This is a genomic window from Hydrogenivirga sp. 128-5-R1-1 (assembly GCF_000171895.1).
The window spans coordinates 35,871-51,399 of the sequence record NZ_ABHJ01000003.1; the positions used below are offsets into that span (position 1 = coordinate 35,871).

Sequence of the window (15,529 nt, forward strand, 5' to 3'; positions counted from 1 at the left end):
AATTATGAGGGCGGGGTAATCGTATGTTCAAGGGAATGAGGGGACGCCTTATTCTGAAGACGGGATTGCTTCTCCTTGTCCTCTTCGTCCTGACGGTAGGGATAGTCGCCTTCTTCTTCAGGGAGAGCGTAATAAATAGCTCCAAGGAAAACGCCATGACCGTTGCCGAGATAGTCAGGGACACGCTGACCTCCTATATGGTTCTCGGAGTTATAGACAGGAGAGACCTCTTCCTGCAGCAGATAAAGGAGACCCACGGGCTTGAGTACGTGAGGGTCATCAGGGGCGAGGCTGTGAAGAAGCAGTTCGGTAAGGGTATGGACGAGGAAGAGCCAAAGAACCCCCTTGAGAAGGAAGTTCTCAAAACGGGAAAGATAAAGAACTTACTCCTTGAGGACAGAGACAGGGTGGTTTACCAGCTCGTAATACCTTACAAAGCTACCTCCACAGGGCGGGTGAACTGCCTCCAGTGTCATCAGGTTAAGGAGGGAGAAGTCCTCGGTGCGGTCAGCCTCGCGATGGACTTGACGGAGAAGAGGAACGAAGCCCTCTTACTCCTTGGTGTTTACACAGCCACCGCAGGTGGGATCTTCGTGGTGCTCTTCATAGTGATAGTCAGGTACTTTGAGCCCTACAGGAAGCTCTTCAACGACGTGAAGAGGGTGCTCAACAACTTCAAGGAGGGCAACTTCAGGGATACGGTTGAGACGGAGCTTGACGACGAGGCGGGAGAGATCGCGGAGGTGGTAAACAGGGTCGGTGAGCAACTGAACTCCATGCTGAACAGGATAAGGGAAAAGGTCTCCATGCTGATAGGCTACAACGTTATGGAAACGGAGAACGCCCTGAAGGATACGGAAAAGATAGTGGACGAGCTCGTTAAGATCTCCCACTTCAAGAGGACAATAGAGCAGGACATAAAGAAGGCTGACATATACGAGAGGATAGAGACAGTCCTTGCGGACTACATGAGCCTTGACAAGTTCTCCATATACGAAGTTGACGAGAGAAAGAACTCAATGCACGTGGTCACAGTCCACGGGGAGAGTATGTGGTGTTCCAACATAATTCTGGAGGATGCCAACGAGTGCAGGGCAAAGAGAACCGGCGAGGACGTGGACTCGCTGGAGTTTCCCTGTATCTGTCCAAGGTTTGCCCACAACGACCTGTGTTTAACGAGCGGTCTCCAGTATTACTGCATACCCGTGAACATAGGCGGTAAGGTCGGAAGCGTAGTCCAGATAGTCTACGAGAAGGACATGGACGTGTTCGTCAGGATGCTCATCCCTTACATAAAGGGGTATCTGCAGGAGGCTTCTCCCGTGCTTGAGTCCAAGAGTCTAATGGAGCTCCTCCAGCAGCAGTCCTACATAGACCAGCTAACGGGACTTTACAACAGGAGGTTCCTGGACGAGATAGCCGATAAGCTCTCCGCCCAGGTGAAGAGGAGGGGAACCTCTCTGGGAATTCTAATGATAGACATAGACTACTTCAAGCAGATAAACGACAAGTACGGGCACGACGTAGGGGACAGGGTTCTCAAGGAGATAGCGAGCATTATAAAGAGCAGCGTAAGAGAGGCGGACTACGTGATTCGCTTCGGCGGGGAGGAGATACTGGTGCTCCTCGTTGACGTGAGGGAGGGCACGGCTAAGAAGGTTGCCGAGAAGATAAGGAGGGCTATAGAGAACAAGGTCATAGAGATATCGGGCGGCGTTATAAAGAAGACCGTTAGCATAGGAGTTTCAGAGTTTCCCAAGGACTGCGACGGCAAGTTCTGGCAGTGCATAAAGTTTGCGGATGTAGCCCTATACAGGGCTAAGGAAGAGGGCAGGAACCGTGTGGTGAGATTTACTCCCGAGATGTGGAGCGGGGAAGAGTACTGATGAGTGTTAAGGCAGGTCTGCCATATCAACCGCCTTCATGAGGGCTTTAGCCTTGTTCAGGGTCTCCTCCCACTCTCTCTCCGGAACAGAGTCAGCCACTATGCCCGCACCAGCCTGAACGAAAACCTCCCTGTCCCTGAGCACCGCCGTCCTTATGGCTATAGCCATGTCCATATTGCCCTGAAAGGAGATGTATCCTACCGAGCCGGCGTATATGCCCCTATTCTCCCTCTCCAGTTCCTCAATTATCTGCATAGCTCTGACCTTTGGTGCTCCCGAGACTGTTCCCGCCGGGAAGGTTGCCTTGAGCACGTCCAGAGCCGAAAGTCCTTCCCTAAGAGTTCCGACAACATCGCTGACTATGTGCATCACGTGGGAGTATCTCTCAACCCTCATGAAGTCCTCAACCTTCACACTGCCGATCTCAGATACTCTGCCCAGATCGTTCCTCGCGAGGTCTACGAGCATGAGGTGTTCAGCCCTCTCCTTCTCGTCTGCGAGCAACTCCTCCTCAAGTCTTTTGTCCTCCTCCGGAGTTTTCCCCCTCGGTCGTGTTCCCGCTATGGGTCTCGTCTCTATGCGCCTCCCTTCCACCCGGACGAGAACCTCCGGTGAAGAGCCTATCACCTTCAGGTCTCTGAAGTCCAGGTAGTACATGTAGGGAGAAGGATTCAGATATCTCAAAGCCCTGTATATGTTCTCGGGTTCTCCCCTGAACTCTCTCCTGAATCGCTGGGACAGGACTACCTGGATTATGTCTCCCTGTCCTATGTAATCCTTCGCTCTCTCCACAACCCTTTCAAACTCTTCCCTCGTGAAGTTTGAACGCCACACGGACAGGTTAGGCTCCCTCTCAGAGAAACTTATCGGCTCTGCCCTCCCCGTAGAGAGCGTCTTCACGACCTCCTCTATGGAAGCAACAGCCCTGTCGTACTCCTCCTCAACCCCTCTGTCGGTGAGAATGGGATACACCACCTTTATCTTACCCGTGAGGTTGTCGTGTATAACCACAACGTCCGTCAGAACCATGAAAACATCGTAGGTCTTTACCGGGTCGGGGTTGCTGTCCCCTATAGGCTCGTAGAACTTGACCACATCGTAAGCAAAGTAGCCCACCAGCCCTCCCCAGAACCTCGGCAGGTTGGGGTCGTTGTAAGGCTTGAAGCTCCTTATTATTCTGTCTATAACACCCGCAGGGTCTTCGCTCTCAAAGAGATCAACCCTCGCCCTGCTGTATACCTCACCGTATCTGCCCTTCGTCCTAACGTAGAAGGAAGAACCCAGTATCACGAAGGAGAACCTTCCCCACTTCTCTCCGCCCTCGGCACTTTCAAGGAGGAAGTTGAAGCGGTCTGGACGCCTGAGCTTCAGGAAGAGAGAGAGAGGTGTTTCCACGTCCGCGAGCAACTCGGTATACAGAGGTATGACGTTGTATTCGGAGGAAAGCTTCTTCGCCTGTTCTCTGGAAAGGTTGAGCTCCATGGATTGTATGATAAACCATTGTGATATAATATGCACTCTCTCCTAAGGAGGTCGGAGGATGGAGCTCTGGGTAAAGATAGGAAAGAGCAAGAAGAAGTTTCAGGGTTCTCTCAAGGACGTTATGGAGAGCGTCGTAAAGGAAGGCAAGGGCAAGAAGACGGTTGAGCTACTCTCCTTCCACGCAGGACAGAAGGAGAGAAGAAGGCTCAAGAGAGAGCTCAGGGCTAATGGAAAAGACCTTCTCAAGACGGCAAGCTCACTCGCGAGGTGGTTCTACCTGAGAGACTTAAGAAGAACGAGGAGAAGGATAAAGGAGCTCAAGAGGAGAGCTAAATACGTGTCCAAGGGAGAGGTGTTCTACTGCCCCAAGGTCATGGAGAGGGTGGAGACCCTTGAAAAGGAGCTCGGGAATATAAAGGGAAAGCTTGAGGAACTCAAGGTAAGTTGAAGGCTTACACCAAATACCTGACCTTCAAAACGGAAAAGAGAAGAGAGCTCATAAGGATAACTGACACAGTCCGGGAGGCGGTTGAAGAGTCCGGCGTCAGGGAAGGGCTCTGTCTGGTCTCTGCGATGCACCTCACCGCCGCCGTTATAGTTCAAGATGACGAGGAAGGGTTGCACGACGATATATGGGAGTGGCTTGAAAAGCTCGCCCCCTTCAGAAAGGACTACAAGCACCATTTAACAGGTGAAGACAACGGGGACGCCCACCTTAAGAACCTCTTAGTCCACCTGCAGGTAGTTTTACCCATAACAGAGGGCAAATTAGACCTTGGACCCTGGCAGGAGGTCTTCTACGCGGAGTTTGATGGACAGAGACCAAAGAGGGTGATCATAAAGATAATAGGTGAGTAAAAAGGACCCCCCTCCCAACCGGGAAGGGGTGTAGAGATTTCTTAGAACTTCCAGTTCAGACCAACGGAAATGGAGTCTTGAGCGTTCTTGGCGCCGACCAGAACATTACAGTTACTACCCTGAGCGCAGGCTTCTACCTTCTTCTCGAACGCCCTGACATAGGAAAAGTCAACGGCAAAGGTATTGGTGAATTCGTACCCTGCACCTAAGGTTATGTGCTGTTCTGTTATGGCTGGGAACCCTATAAGGTTAAACCAAGCGATATTAAAATCTGAAAATGGAGCGTTTAGTATATTAGGGGAAGATGGAGGTGTGGTACCCTTGTCTCCTCCATCTATAGGAGATTTCCCGTAGTTATAACCTATCCTTAAAGCAAGCTTCTCCATAGGTTTATACTCAGCACCTATCGCATATACCCACTGATCATCCCACTGGAAATCTCCGTAGCCATCGGCATCTTTCCAGTTTATCCACCTAACATCAAGACCAACTTTAAGACCATCAAGAGGTGCAGCACCTATACCAAGTGCAACTTCCTGGGGCTGTTGAAGCTTTAAATCATCAAAGTCGTAAGCTCCAGGTGTAGTCGGCGGGTTAGCGTCAAATACATTCTTATACTTCATGCTTACCGGTGACTGATATGTAATACCTGCGTATAAGAAGTCTCCAAAATTCAGCGAAGCCCCAACCTGGAATCCAAGCCCAAGAGCCTGCGACTGTCCGCCGCCAGCATTGTACACATCACCAGCATCTATACCACCGCTTCCATTACAATCAACGTCAGGGTTACCATCTCCATTAGTATCACACAACATAAATGCTCCCATATCTAAAGAACCCCAAGCTATGTGAGGAGCAAAAGAAACAGAGATCATCTCATTTACCTGCACTGATATTGCGGGAATAATTCTCATAAACTGGAAAGTAGTATGCATCTGCGCGAGTGCACTATTCTTATCCCTGTAGTCAACACCCATTCCAGAGACACCAAAGGCACCAAGACCAAAAACGAGTCTGTCACTTATCCTGTGTACTACACCTATTTCTGGAACCATAAAAGTGTCTGCCTTGCTTTTTACGTACCCAGTTTCTATGCTTGCGCTTTGATTCTTGTACCTTGCCTTCACCTTCGGCATGAACAGTATTCCACCGAACTGAACGGTGAACTTGTTCTCCATTACGCTCATCCATGCTGGGTTTCTGAACACCGAGTCAACGGGCCCAACGGGTGCACCAACACCTATTCCACCCATACCTCTTGATGCAGGCGTCAAGCCTATCAGGTTATCCCCGTTCGTAGCAAAGGTCAGCGTTGCCGTTGAGAACAGGGCACCTATAAGTAAAGCCTTTCTCATATTCCTACCTCCCTGTAAGGATTACTTACTCAAGGATTTTAACCCCCACAGCCGATACATCATGCTTTTTAATTTCTTATACAGCACGAACATTAAGTTATATCAATATATTCTTATAAAGCTATACAACCCGTCCGCCTAAGTCGTAATCCGTAGCCTGTGTTATCTCAACCTCAACCCGATCGCCGACCTTAAGGGGTTCCTCCGACTCAATATACACGGCTCCATCAACCTCGGGGGCGTGCAGGTAAGCCCTGCCCTTAGGGACGAAGGAGAACTCACTGGAGAAGCCGTCCACTATAACTTTGAACCTCTTACCTACAAGGGAGGCGTTTTTCCTTGCCGTGATCTTTCTCTGAGCCTCTATGAGGGTCTCCTTTCTCTCCTCCTTGAGTTCCTGTGGAAGTGGGTCTCCCAGGGGAAAGGCGCCCGTGTCTTCCTCCGGCGAGTAGGTGAACACCCCGAGCCAGTGGAAGTGTCCCTCCTCAACGAAGTTCAAAAGCCTTCTGAAGTCCTCTTCGTCCTCGTTCGGGTAGCCCACTATAAGGGTGGTTCTCAAAACAGCTTCGGGTATCTCAGACCTTATCTTCTCAATAAGCCTCCTTACAAAGCCCTCGTCGTAGCCTCTCCTCATACTCTTCAGAACTTTGCTGGATATGTGCTGTATGGGCATGTCAAAGTAAGGGAGCACCTTCTCTGAGTCCCTTATGTAGCTTATGAGCTGGTCACTCACTTCAGTAGGGTACAGGTACAGCAGCCTTATCCACTCTATACCCTCCACCTCCTCAAGCTCCTTCAGGAGTTCCGTTAGCCTGTACTCCCTGTAAAGGTCTTTCCCGTAGTAAGTGGTGTCCTGGGATACTATGTCTATCTCCTTAACACCTCGCGAAGCGAGGTCTTTCACCTCGGAAACTATATCCTCAACAGGTCTTGAAAGATGCCTTCCCCTTATCTTGGGTATGGCACAGAAGGAGCACAGGCGGTTACAACCTTCAGCTATCTTGACGTAAGCGTAGGATGTTGGAGTTGTGAGAAGCCTGTAGGGTGCGCTGTACTTTGGCTGGAGACCAAGGTGTTTGAGTATCTCATCCCAGCTCTGTGTCCCGAAGAAGCCCTCAACCTCCGTGAGTTCCTTTTCAAGCTCCTTCCTGTACCTCTCAACGAGGCAGCCCATAACGAGAACCTTCTTGCCGGTATCTATGGCTTCAAGTATAGTGTCTATGGACTCACGCTTCGCGTCCTCTATGAAACCGCAGGTATTGACCACTATACAGTCTGCACTTTCAATATCCGATGTAAGCTCCACGCCGGCAGACTTCAGCCTCGCAAGCAGTATCTCCGAATCAACGAGGTTTTTAGAGCAGCCGAGGCTGATAACTCCAACTTTCATAGGAATGAATAATATAAGCCCTGCCGGAAAGATCCACGGTGCGAGGACAACCCCCTGACCTCCCTAAGTTATAATATCCTTCCCATGAAAGAGCTCAAGGATTACAACCCAAGCGAGATAGAGGATAGATGGTCCAAGTTCTGGATAGAGAGGGCTATATACCACGTTGAGAAACCAGACAGGCGGAAGAAGTTTTCGGTGGTCATACCTCCCCCCAACGTTACGGGCTCACTCCACATGGGACACGCCCTCAACTCAACCCTCCAGGACATAGTAGCCCGCTGGCAGAGGATGAAGGGCAGGCAGGTTGTCTGGGTGCCCGGCTTTGACCACGCCGGCATAGCCACCCAGTACGTTGTGGATAAGCAGCTCCAGGAGGAGGGCAAAAGCAGGCTGGAACTCGGGAGACAGGAGTTTATCAGAAAGGTCTGGGAGTGGGTTCCAAAGTCAAGAAACGCCATAAGAACCCAGCTTGAGAAGCTCGGTGTCTCCGTGGACTGGAAGAGAGAGAGGTTTACCCTTGATGAAGGCTTTTCAAGAGCTGTCAGGAAGGCGTTCAGGGAACTCTACGAGAACGGGCTCATATACAGGAGCGAATACATAGTCAACTGGTGTCCCAAAGACCTAACAGCCCTGTCAGACCTTGAGGTTGAACACGAGGAGGAGAAAGGGAAGCTCTGGTACATAAAGTACCCCCTTGAGGACGGCTCGGGCTTCGTTACGGTAGCCACTACGAGACCGGAGACCATGCTGGGAGACACCGCCGTGGCGGTCAATCCGGAGGACGAGAGGTACAAGGAGCTTGTGGGTAAAAGGCTCCGGCTCCCGCTCGTTGAGTGGAAGAGGAAGACCCTCTCGGGTGAGGAGATAGACAACCTAATACCCATAATAGCGGACGAGAGGGTTAAGCCAGAGTTCGGAACAGGTGCGGTCAAGGTAACCCCAGCCCACGACCCCAACGACTTTGAGATGGGAAGAGCCCACGACCTCCCCTTCGTCAAGGTTATGGACGAGAGAGCCTTCATGAACGAGAACGCCGGTGAGTTCGCAGGTCTGGAGAGGTACGAGGCGAGGAAGAGGATAGTTGAAAGGCTCAGAGAACTGGGATTGCTTGAGAAGGAGGAGGAACACACCCACGCAGTCGGCAGGTGTTACAGGTGTAAGACGGTGGTTGAGCCTATGGTGTCAAGGCAGTGGTTCGTCAAGGTGTCCGACCCTGCCATAAGGGACGTGTCCATAAAGGTTGTGGAGGAGGGCATAGAGGAGAGAGAGGAGAAAGAGCTCTTCGTTCAGTTCGCTGAAGTGGAAGGTCTAACCGTAACCATACCCGTTAGCGACGAGGTCAGCGGTGAGACCAAGGCGGTGGTTGTGCTCAACGAGGGCATTGAGTTCCTCACGGGCATAAGGGAAGGAGAGCTCGCTTACATCTATTACCCCAAAGGAAGGGAAGAAGTAATAGACACAGCAAAAAGGCTCACTTACGAGTTCATGAGGAAGCCCTCCGGGCTTGAGTTCCTGATAGGGGTCAACGGAGAGATATCAGTAATCAGACAGGGCGTTGAGTCAAGCGTAGAGAGAGGTAGATACCTCCTCGCCTTTGAGGGAAACAGGCTGAACCTCTACAGGTGGGACGATGAAGGCTACGAGTTCCTTCAGGTTATAGAGACGGGAAACGCAAGGCTTGAACCCGTCCAGAAGTCCATACAGGTAAAGGTGGAAAGAGAGAAGAAGGAGGAGGTCCGCAAAAAGCAGGTTAAGTTCATACCGGAGCAGTGGAGGAAGTTCTACCTGGACTGGATGTACAACCTGAGAGACTGGTGCATCTCCCGTCAGATATGGTGGGGGCACCGGATACCTGTATGGTACTGCGAGGACTGCAGTGAAGCTAACGTTTTCACCGACGACGACTTTGACAGGGTTTACGACAAGCTGATATTCAACCTAATAGCGGACGGCAAGATAGGTTTAGAGTTCACGCCCGAGGAGATAGAGAAGGTTCTTCACTCTCCAAACTTCGTCCACCCGGAGATGACCGTCCTTGACTTTTACAAGAAGTTCGTGTTTCACAGATACCACTCCACGGAGGTGGACGCCCACTCCCTCAGGCTATTCTTCACGCAGGAAGCAAACCCTATGGCTATGCTCACCCCGGGGGTGTCCACGAGGGGTTTATACAGATACGACAGCAGGAGCAAGAAGTGGAGGATACTCCTCAAGTGTAAAAAGTGCGGCTCTGAAAGGTTAAAGCAGGAGGAGGACGTCCTGGACACCTGGTTCTCCTCCGCTCTCTGGCCCTTCGGTGTCTTTGGCTGGCCCGAAAGCTCCGAAGACCTCAAGAACCTATACCCCACAGACCTTCTGGTCACGGGCTTTGACATCATATTCTTCTGGGTCGCCCGGATGATCATGATGGGCACCTACTTCATGGAGGACATACCCTTCCACGACGTTTACGTCCACGCCCTCGTCAGAGATGAGAAGGGGCAGAAGATGTCCAAGACAAAAGGCAACGTCATAGACCCCCTTGACGTGATAAAAGACTACGGTGCCGACGCCCTCAGGTTTACCCTCGCTATACTCACGGTTCAGGGCAGGGACATAAAGCTCTCAAAGAAGAGGTTTGAGGGATACAAGCACTTCGCCAACAAGATATGGAACGCTACGCGTTTCGTTCTGATGAACACCCCCGATGACTTCGCCACGATGCTCCCCTACATGGCTCCCCTGAAGCCCGAGGACAGGTGGATAATGACCCTTCTGAACGAAACCGCCGAAAAGGTAAACAGGGCTCTGGAATCCTACGATTTCTCCAGGGCATCGCAGGCTATATACGACTTCTTCTGGTCTGATTTCTGTGACTGGTATATAGAGTTCACCAAAGAGAGGATATACAGGGAGCTCCCCGAAGGTGAGGACGAAGCAGCCCAAAAGGAGAGGGCTACGATACTCTCTGAAAAAACGACTGCGCTCTACACGCTCCACTACGTCCTTGAGAAGGCTCTCAGAATACTCCACCCCTTCATGCCCTACATAACAGAAGAGCTGTGGCATAAGCTGCCCTCAAGCGACGGCGAGAGCATATCCCTGAAGGACTTCCCCGAGAAGAAACAGGAAGAGATGTTCCCGGAGGACAGGGAGAGGGTGGACAGACTCAGGGAGATAATAGGTGCTGTCCGCTCCCTCAGGGCAGACCTACAGATAGAACCTTCCAGGAAGCTAAGGGCTTTCTACAGGGCTGAGGGCGAGCTCTCAAAGTCCGTGATAGAAGAGTTCAAAGCCCACATACTCAACCTCGCAAGGCTGGAGGAGTTCTCGGAAGTCTCCGAAAGACCTGAAAACACTCTTGCAACCTTCTCAAGGGACGTTGAGATATACCTCTCCGTGGAAGGTCACGTTGATGTGGACAAGCTGACGGAGTCTTACGAAAGGAAGAGAGAGAAGCTCCTGACGGAGCTTGAGAGGGTAAATAAAAAGCTCTCCAACGAAAACTTCGTCAAGAAGGCACCTCCAGAGGTTGTTGAGAAGGAGAAGAGGATAAAGCAGGAGCTTGAAGAAGACCTGCAGAAGGTTGAGAGAATTCTAGGCGTTCTTAAAGGTTGATGGAAACCAGAGCAGGGAGTATCTTTAAGAACCTCTGCACTCTATAGAGCACCATGGAGGAACTTACACCGCGTTTCAAAGAAGGCGACCTCATATTAGGTTACTACGAAGTCTTGGGCGTAATAGGGCGCGGGGACTTCGGAGTTGTATACAAGGTCAGGGGGGTGAAGGGCAGGTACAGGGGCAAGGTGCTTGCCCTTAAGGTGGCATCAAACCCCTACGGAGTGGAGTACCTCTGGAAAGAAGCCCAGACCCTGATACTCCTCAACCACCCGAACATAATATCCCTCCAGAGCTACCTGTACAAAAAGGACAAGGGTGAGCTGTACGTTCTGTACGAGCTCATGGACGTGGGAGACCTTAAAGAGTATGTGCTTTCCAGAGGAGGTCTCTCAGAGAAGGAAGCCCTTAAAGTTCTCTGGAACATAACCAACGGGCTCGCCTTTCTCCACAGCAGGGGCTACATCCACAGCGACATAAAGCCTGAAAACGTCTTCGGCAAGAAAGTCCTCAAGAGCATAGTTTGGAAGCTGGGAGACTTCGGACTGCTCAAGATAAGAGGTTCGGTCTCTATCCTTGACGTTAAGGGAACCCTTGGCTACATCGCCCCGGAGGTTTTCAAGGGTGAAATACACAGGAGTAGCGATATATTCTCCTTAGGCTGTCTCTTCTACTTCACCCTATTCCAGAGAGACCCCTTTCACACAGAGGAAAGGAAGGAAAAGCTCAGGAGGAACAAGGAAGGTGCATACACACCCCCGGAGGGGGTCTCTCCAAAGGTAAAGTCCCTTATAGAGAAGCTGCTTGAGAGGGATTACACCAAGCGGTTCAGGACTGCGGGTGAGCTCAAGGAATACCTTGTAGAGGAGGGTCTTGCGTGAAGTGTGCAGCGAGAGAGTTTTACCGAAACCCCGAAACATACGCCGACAGGGTCTTCTGCTCCGAAGATACCTTTGCGGTGGCGGACGGAATGGGACTGGGGAAGGGAGCCGTGCTCGCCTCCAGCAAAGCCGTTGAGCTCGTGGGAAGGTACAGACCCTTCAGCTCGTCCGGGGATATGGAGGAGTTCTTCAAGCGGGCTAACCTCAAGATAATGGAGGAGATAGCCAAACTGGGCGACAGACACATAACCGGCACAACCCTCAGCGTGGTGTCCTTTTCCAGAGGGAGGTTCGTTCTCGGTCACGTGGGGGACTCAAGGGTATACCTCCTCAGAGACGGCAGCCTAAAACAGCTCACCCGTGATCAGATAGAACTAAGGAACGGCAGGAAGCAGGTCTCCGTGCTGGGTATAGACTGGAAGTTAAACGTTCTAACGGAGGAGGGCGCTCTGTGCAGGGGGGATATATTCCTTCTCATATCGGACGGGGCTGTGAACCACCTGAGCGATGAAGATATAAAGGACGTCCTCTCCGAGGACGTGGAGGGGAGCGCTGAGAAACTCCTTGAGCTTTACCGTGAGAAGAACCCTGAAGAGGATATGTCCTTTACGATAGTCCTTATAGAATAGGGATATATAATTTAATAGCCATGCTTGAAGTAACTTTCCTGGGTGCCTTCATAGCAGGGGTATTAGCTTTCCTGTCACCCTGCGTCCTACCCATAATACCGGCTTACCTGTCCTATATATCGGGTGTTGGAATAGAGGAGGTTCAGAGGGAGAAGAGGCTCTTCAACGTGAGGATATTCCTCGCAACCCTCTTCTTCGTCGTTGGATTCTCCATAGTCTTCACCATGCTAGGGGCGGGAGCCTCCTTCATAGGACAGTTCCTAAGGACTTACCAGACGGAGATTGCCAAGGTCGGCGGCGGACTGGTCATATTCTTCGGGCTCCACTTCGCGGGAGCCTTCCTCAGACCAAACTTTCTAAAAGAGCTCATAGGCGTCCAGTCCTTCATAACAGCCCTTTACCTCTTCAAGGTTATAGGGAAGGAGACCTTCTTCAGCCTCACGGGTGCGCTCGCCATAGTGCTGACCCTTTACCTCTTTGGAGTCCACGAGTATCTCTACAGACAACTCAAGACGGAAGCCAAGACGAAGGCGTCATACATAGGTGCCTTTGTAATAGGTGTTGTGTTCGCCTTCGGGTGGACGCCCTGTATAGGTCCTATACTGGGTTCAATACTATTCTTAGCCTCCCAGCAGGAGACTGTCAGGGAGGGAGCGGTAATGCTCCTGCTATTCTCCTTCGGTCTCGGAGTTCCCTTCCTGGTGGCGGGATTGCTATTTTCTCTGTTCCTGAACTTCGTCAAGAAGTTCGGCAAGTTCTTTGGAGTGGTTGAGTTCGTCGGGGGTATACTCCTGATATCCCTCGGGCTACTGCTCGTCCTTGACAAGCTCAGCTGGTTCGCCTCGCTGGGAGTGGGTATATGAAGGTTGCCGTAGTTGACTACGGAATGGGAAACCTCCGCAGTGTTCAGAAGGCTCTGGAATACGTTGGCTTCAGGCACGTATCCGTTACATCAAACCCCGAAGAGATAGAGGGGTCTGATGTGGTCGTATTCCCCGGTCAGGGAGCCTTTAAGAAGGCTATGGAAAACCTCAAGAGGCTGTCTTTAATAAAGCCCCTCCTGTTCCACATAGAGAAGGGAAAACCTTTCTTGGGGATATGTCTCGGTCTTCAGCTGTTGTTTGAGAAGAGCTACGAGCACGGAGAGACTAAGGGCTTAGGTGTGTTTGAGGGAGAGGTGGTGTTGTTACCCCCCGGGGTCAAGCTGCCCCACATAGGCTGGAACCAGGTGTGGATAGAGAAGGAAAAGGGTTTATACGAAGGCATAGAAGACGGGGATTTCTTTTACTTCGTCCACTCCTACCACGTTGTCCCCCGTGATGGGAGCATAGTAGCCTCCAAAACCGACTACGAGATATACTTCGTTTCAGCCGTTCAGAAAGAAAACCTCTGGGCTGTACAGTTTCATCCAGAGAAGAGCCAGAGCAAAGGACTCCGGCTCCTTGAGAACTTCAAGAACTACTGCGAAGCAGTCCTCTAAAAGGCTACACCCACGTTGGCGAAGAGGCTCTTGATCTTTATGTCTGCGGTCACGTCTCCAACGTCGTCCAGCTCCAGTCTCTCGTAGCGGTATCCAGCCCCAACGAAGAAGGAAGCCATGCCGGGTATGGATATGGGCTTGAGTCTGGCTTCAGCGGTTATGTCGTAGTACTTGCTTCCCGAATAGGTTATACCTCTGAGCTCACCTATGAGAGAGACAAAGGGGAGATTGAGTCCAAGACCCGCATAAACCATGGGAACGGGTATTGTGACCGATTTTGACTCTGTGTGGTTGGTTGAAAGTTCCGTAACTTTACCATCAAAGTTGATTATCCTCACGTTAATACCAAGCTCGGGGTCAAGCAACCCTGCGGTCGCTGTACCAACAAGAGGTATGTTGTAATACAACCCTACATCATAGTGGTCAAGCTTTACGTCTGTCTTTACGTCTCCTGAAAAGGTGTAACCCCCGTAAGTAAATGTCCTTGTCTTCTGTCCCTCAAACTTCATGGGTATGTACTGAAGGTAGAGGTTTGGAACTATGGGAAGTTCTACCTTCGCCCTCGCGAAGGGCTTTGTTTCCTTCTCTAAACCAAAACCATCCTTAACATCAACCTTATCACCTTGGTACTGTATGTACCCAGAGGGGTCGTGGCTCATGGCACCTACGGAGAACTCAGCATTCACAAGGGGAACCGCAAAAGAGCTGCCTACGGAAAACAGCGCTCCCAAAAGTATCGCCTTCTTCATATTTCACCTCCTTACCTTACAGGTTTCTATAAACGGCAATTCTGGTTGAAACTTTACGCAGGTAGTCTTTTGTTTCGTTGTAGGGCAGATTTCTCATGAGAACGCTGTAAACGCCCTGCGGGGAAAGCCTGTTTATGACCCTTATGGCACGCTTAAGATTTCTTGAACCAACAAAAGCCCTCGCAACGTTTCCCGGTCCGGTATTGTAGGCTGCTATGGTGCAGTAGAGCCTGCTCTCAGGGTCTTTAACACCTTTGAAGTACTTGTAGTAGAGCATGTGTACGTAGACAGACCCCGTCTTTATGTTATTCTCGGCGTTGTATAGGTAGGAGGGAGATAGTATCTTGGGACGCCCGAACAGGAACTTGGTCACGTCCTTACCTGCTGTATGGGGGACTATCTGCATCAGTCCGTAGGCTGGGACGTGAGACCTTGCAAGGGGGTTGAAGTAGCTCTCGGTGTGTATTATCGCGAATATCAAAGGATAGGAGAGTTTCCACTTTTCCGACTCGCGGACTACGACAGGCTTATAGAGCTTTGCCTTTCTGAGCACCCTCTTTGGAGGTATCTTCACCCTGAAAACGCTGACGTTGCCCTTGGCGGTTTTCTTTACCCTGATACTCCCCCGGGACATCAAATTCGCTATCCCGCGCTCCAGCTCTGAACCTGAAGGCTTAGTCTTTCCAAAAACAACAGGAGCGAGAACAGGCTCTCTGTCCACCGACGCCCTCTTTACGTACTTAAGTCCCTTAACCCTTTTCTCTATACCTGTGAGTACCGGGTCGCGGCTGAAGGCTTTCCTCTTATCCTGAGTTAGGAAGTCCCTAAGCTCCCTCTTTAGCTTTCTCCTGAGCTCCCTTCTGCTCCCCCTGACCTCTATGCGGAGCTCACCCTTCTCAAAGTCAAAGACCCTTTTGACCTTCAGGTCTTCGGAGTACTGGACGAGTTTCTTCCTTGTGGTGTCCTCGTACTTGTCCCAGTATTTTAAAACTTCCCTCTTAAACTTCCTGAACTCCTCGTAGGTTATCCTCTTGTACTCCTCAAACTCCCTGTTTACTTCCTTTAAGTATCTATTGAAGCCTTCCTTCTCCTCTCTGAATCCTTCAAGCTCCTCTTTCAGGAAATCCCCAAAACTATCCTGAGCCTTAACCTGAAAGGGCGATGAGACCACAAGAAGACCTAAGAAAAGCCAGAGTATCATTTTTCTCTCTTCAGTTGT

Annotated in this window: 13 protein-coding genes; 8 read left to right on the forward strand and 5 right to left on the reverse strand. The window is 50.9% G+C overall.

The features are described from left to right. Positions 1–23: 23 nt before the first annotated feature. Positions 24–1,886 carry a diguanylate cyclase gene (locus HG1285_RS13610; protein ID WP_008286526.1) on the forward strand — a complete coding sequence of 621 codons (1,863 nt, stop codon included), beginning with the start codon at positions 24–26 and terminating at the stop codon, positions 1,884–1,886. Between the two features lie 6 nt (positions 1,887–1,892). Here HG1285_RS13610 and trpE read toward each other — a convergent pair whose 3' ends face one another. Continuing rightward, positions 1,893–3,368 (reverse strand): anthranilate synthase component I, encoded by a 1,476-nt coding sequence (gene trpE / locus HG1285_RS13605; RefSeq protein ID WP_008286527.1) that lies wholly within the window; start codon positions 3,366–3,368, stop codon positions 1,893–1,895. Positions 3,369–3,426: 58 nt separating this feature from the next. On the opposite strand from trpE, the gene HG1285_RS13600 reads away from it, so the two are divergent. Together HG1285_RS13600 and HG1285_RS13595 are read left to right on the forward strand one after the other, a co-directional pair. Then, entirely contained in the window at positions 3,427–3,816 is a 390-nt protein-coding gene (locus HG1285_RS13600) for a hypothetical protein (protein WP_008286528.1), read from the forward strand. Further along, complete coding sequence (locus HG1285_RS13595) at positions 3,813–4,226, forward strand: secondary thiamine-phosphate synthase enzyme YjbQ (protein ID WP_008286529.1); 414 nt, start codon at positions 3,813–3,815, stop codon at positions 4,224–4,226. The genes HG1285_RS13600 and HG1285_RS13595 overlap by 4 nt, the downstream gene beginning before the upstream one ends. Before the next feature lie 41 nt (positions 4,227–4,267). Here HG1285_RS13595 and HG1285_RS13590 read toward each other — a convergent pair whose 3' ends face one another. After that, a complete protein-coding gene (locus tag HG1285_RS13590) occupies positions 4,268–5,581 on the reverse strand; it encodes an outer membrane protein transport protein (protein ID WP_008286530.1) in 1,314 nt (437 codons plus the stop codon). A 121-nt stretch (positions 5,582–5,702) separates the two neighbouring features. Beyond that, the gene (rimO, locus tag HG1285_RS13585; protein WP_343122627.1) at positions 5,703–6,977 is read right to left on the reverse strand and encodes a 30S ribosomal protein S12 methylthiotransferase RimO; all 1,275 of its coding nucleotides are present in this window, start codon (positions 6,975–6,977) and stop codon (positions 5,703–5,705) included. A 78-nt stretch (positions 6,978–7,055) separates the two neighbouring features. On the opposite strand from rimO, the gene HG1285_RS13580 reads away from it, so the two are divergent. From HG1285_RS13580 to hisH, 5 genes are read left to right on the forward strand one after another with little or no spacing between them, the layout of a single operon-like run. Continuing rightward, positions 7,056–10,571, forward strand: coding sequence for a valine--tRNA ligase (locus HG1285_RS13580; RefSeq protein ID WP_008286532.1), 3,516 nt, complete (start codon positions 7,056–7,058; stop codon positions 10,569–10,571). Positions 10,572–10,624: 53 nt separating this feature from the next. Further along, the gene (locus HG1285_RS13575; protein ID WP_008286534.1) at positions 10,625–11,452 is read left to right on the forward strand and encodes a serine/threonine-protein kinase; all 828 of its coding nucleotides are present in this window, start codon (positions 10,625–10,627) and stop codon (positions 11,450–11,452) included. Next, positions 11,449–12,081: a PP2C family serine/threonine-protein phosphatase gene (locus HG1285_RS13570; RefSeq protein ID WP_008286535.1), complete on the forward strand. Its 633-nt coding sequence runs from the start codon at positions 11,449–11,451 to the stop codon at positions 12,079–12,081. Before HG1285_RS13575 ends, HG1285_RS13570 begins: the two co-directional genes overlap by 4 nt. A gap of 20 nt (positions 12,082–12,101) precedes the next feature. After that, positions 12,102–12,944 carry a cytochrome c biogenesis protein CcdA gene (locus tag HG1285_RS13565; protein ID WP_008286536.1) on the forward strand — a complete coding sequence of 281 codons (843 nt, stop codon included), beginning with the start codon at positions 12,102–12,104 and terminating at the stop codon, positions 12,942–12,944. After that, positions 12,941–13,561 carry an imidazole glycerol phosphate synthase subunit HisH gene (hisH, locus tag HG1285_RS13560; RefSeq protein WP_008286537.1) on the forward strand — a complete coding sequence of 207 codons (621 nt, stop codon included), beginning with the start codon at positions 12,941–12,943 and terminating at the stop codon, positions 13,559–13,561. The genes HG1285_RS13565 and hisH overlap by 4 nt, the downstream gene beginning before the upstream one ends. Here the strand turns inward: hisH and HG1285_RS13555 are convergent. After that, the gene (locus HG1285_RS13555; protein WP_008286538.1) at positions 13,558–14,310 is read right to left on the reverse strand and encodes a TIGR04219 family outer membrane beta-barrel protein; all 753 of its coding nucleotides are present in this window, start codon (positions 14,308–14,310) and stop codon (positions 13,558–13,560) included. The genes hisH and HG1285_RS13555 overlap by 4 nt on opposite strands. A 16-nt stretch (positions 14,311–14,326) precedes the next feature. Beyond that, positions 14,327–15,511 (reverse strand): transglycosylase SLT domain-containing protein, encoded by a 1,185-nt coding sequence (locus tag HG1285_RS13550; RefSeq protein ID WP_008286539.1) that lies wholly within the window; start codon positions 15,509–15,511, stop codon positions 14,327–14,329. Positions 15,512–15,529 lie beyond the last annotated feature (18 nt).

Excerpts from the sequence above, each read along its gene's own strand:
- HG1285_RS13550 (WP_008286539.1), bottom strand. The coding sequence starts at position 15,511 with ATGATACTCTGGCTTTTCTTAGGTCTTCTTGTGGTCTCATCGCCCTTT.
- HG1285_RS13590 (WP_008286530.1), bottom strand. The coding sequence starts at position 5,581 with ATGAGAAAGGCTTTACTTATAGGTGCCCTGTTCTCAACGGCAACGCTG.
- HG1285_RS13610 (WP_008286526.1), top strand. The coding sequence starts at position 24 with ATGTTCAAGGGAATGAGGGGACGCCTTATTCTGAAGACGGGATTGCTT.
- HG1285_RS13555 (WP_008286538.1), bottom strand. The coding sequence starts at position 14,310 with ATGAAGAAGGCGATACTTTTGGGAGCGCTGTTTTCCGTAGGCAGCTCT.
- HG1285_RS13600 (WP_008286528.1), top strand. The coding sequence starts at position 3,427 with ATGGAGCTCTGGGTAAAGATAGGAAAGAGCAAGAAGAAGTTTCAGGGT.
- hisH (WP_008286537.1), top strand. The coding sequence starts at position 12,941 with ATGAAGGTTGCCGTAGTTGACTACGGAATGGGAAACCTCCGCAGTGTT.
- HG1285_RS13575 (WP_008286534.1), top strand. The coding sequence starts at position 10,625 with ATGGAGGAACTTACACCGCGTTTCAAAGAAGGCGACCTCATATTAGGT.
- HG1285_RS13580 (WP_008286532.1), top strand. The coding sequence starts at position 7,056 with ATGAAAGAGCTCAAGGATTACAACCCAAGCGAGATAGAGGATAGATGG.
- trpE (WP_008286527.1), bottom strand. The coding sequence starts at position 3,368 with ATGGAGCTCAACCTTTCCAGAGAACAGGCGAAGAAGCTTTCCTCCGAA.
- HG1285_RS13565 (WP_008286536.1), top strand. The coding sequence starts at position 12,102 with ATGCTTGAAGTAACTTTCCTGGGTGCCTTCATAGCAGGGGTATTAGCT.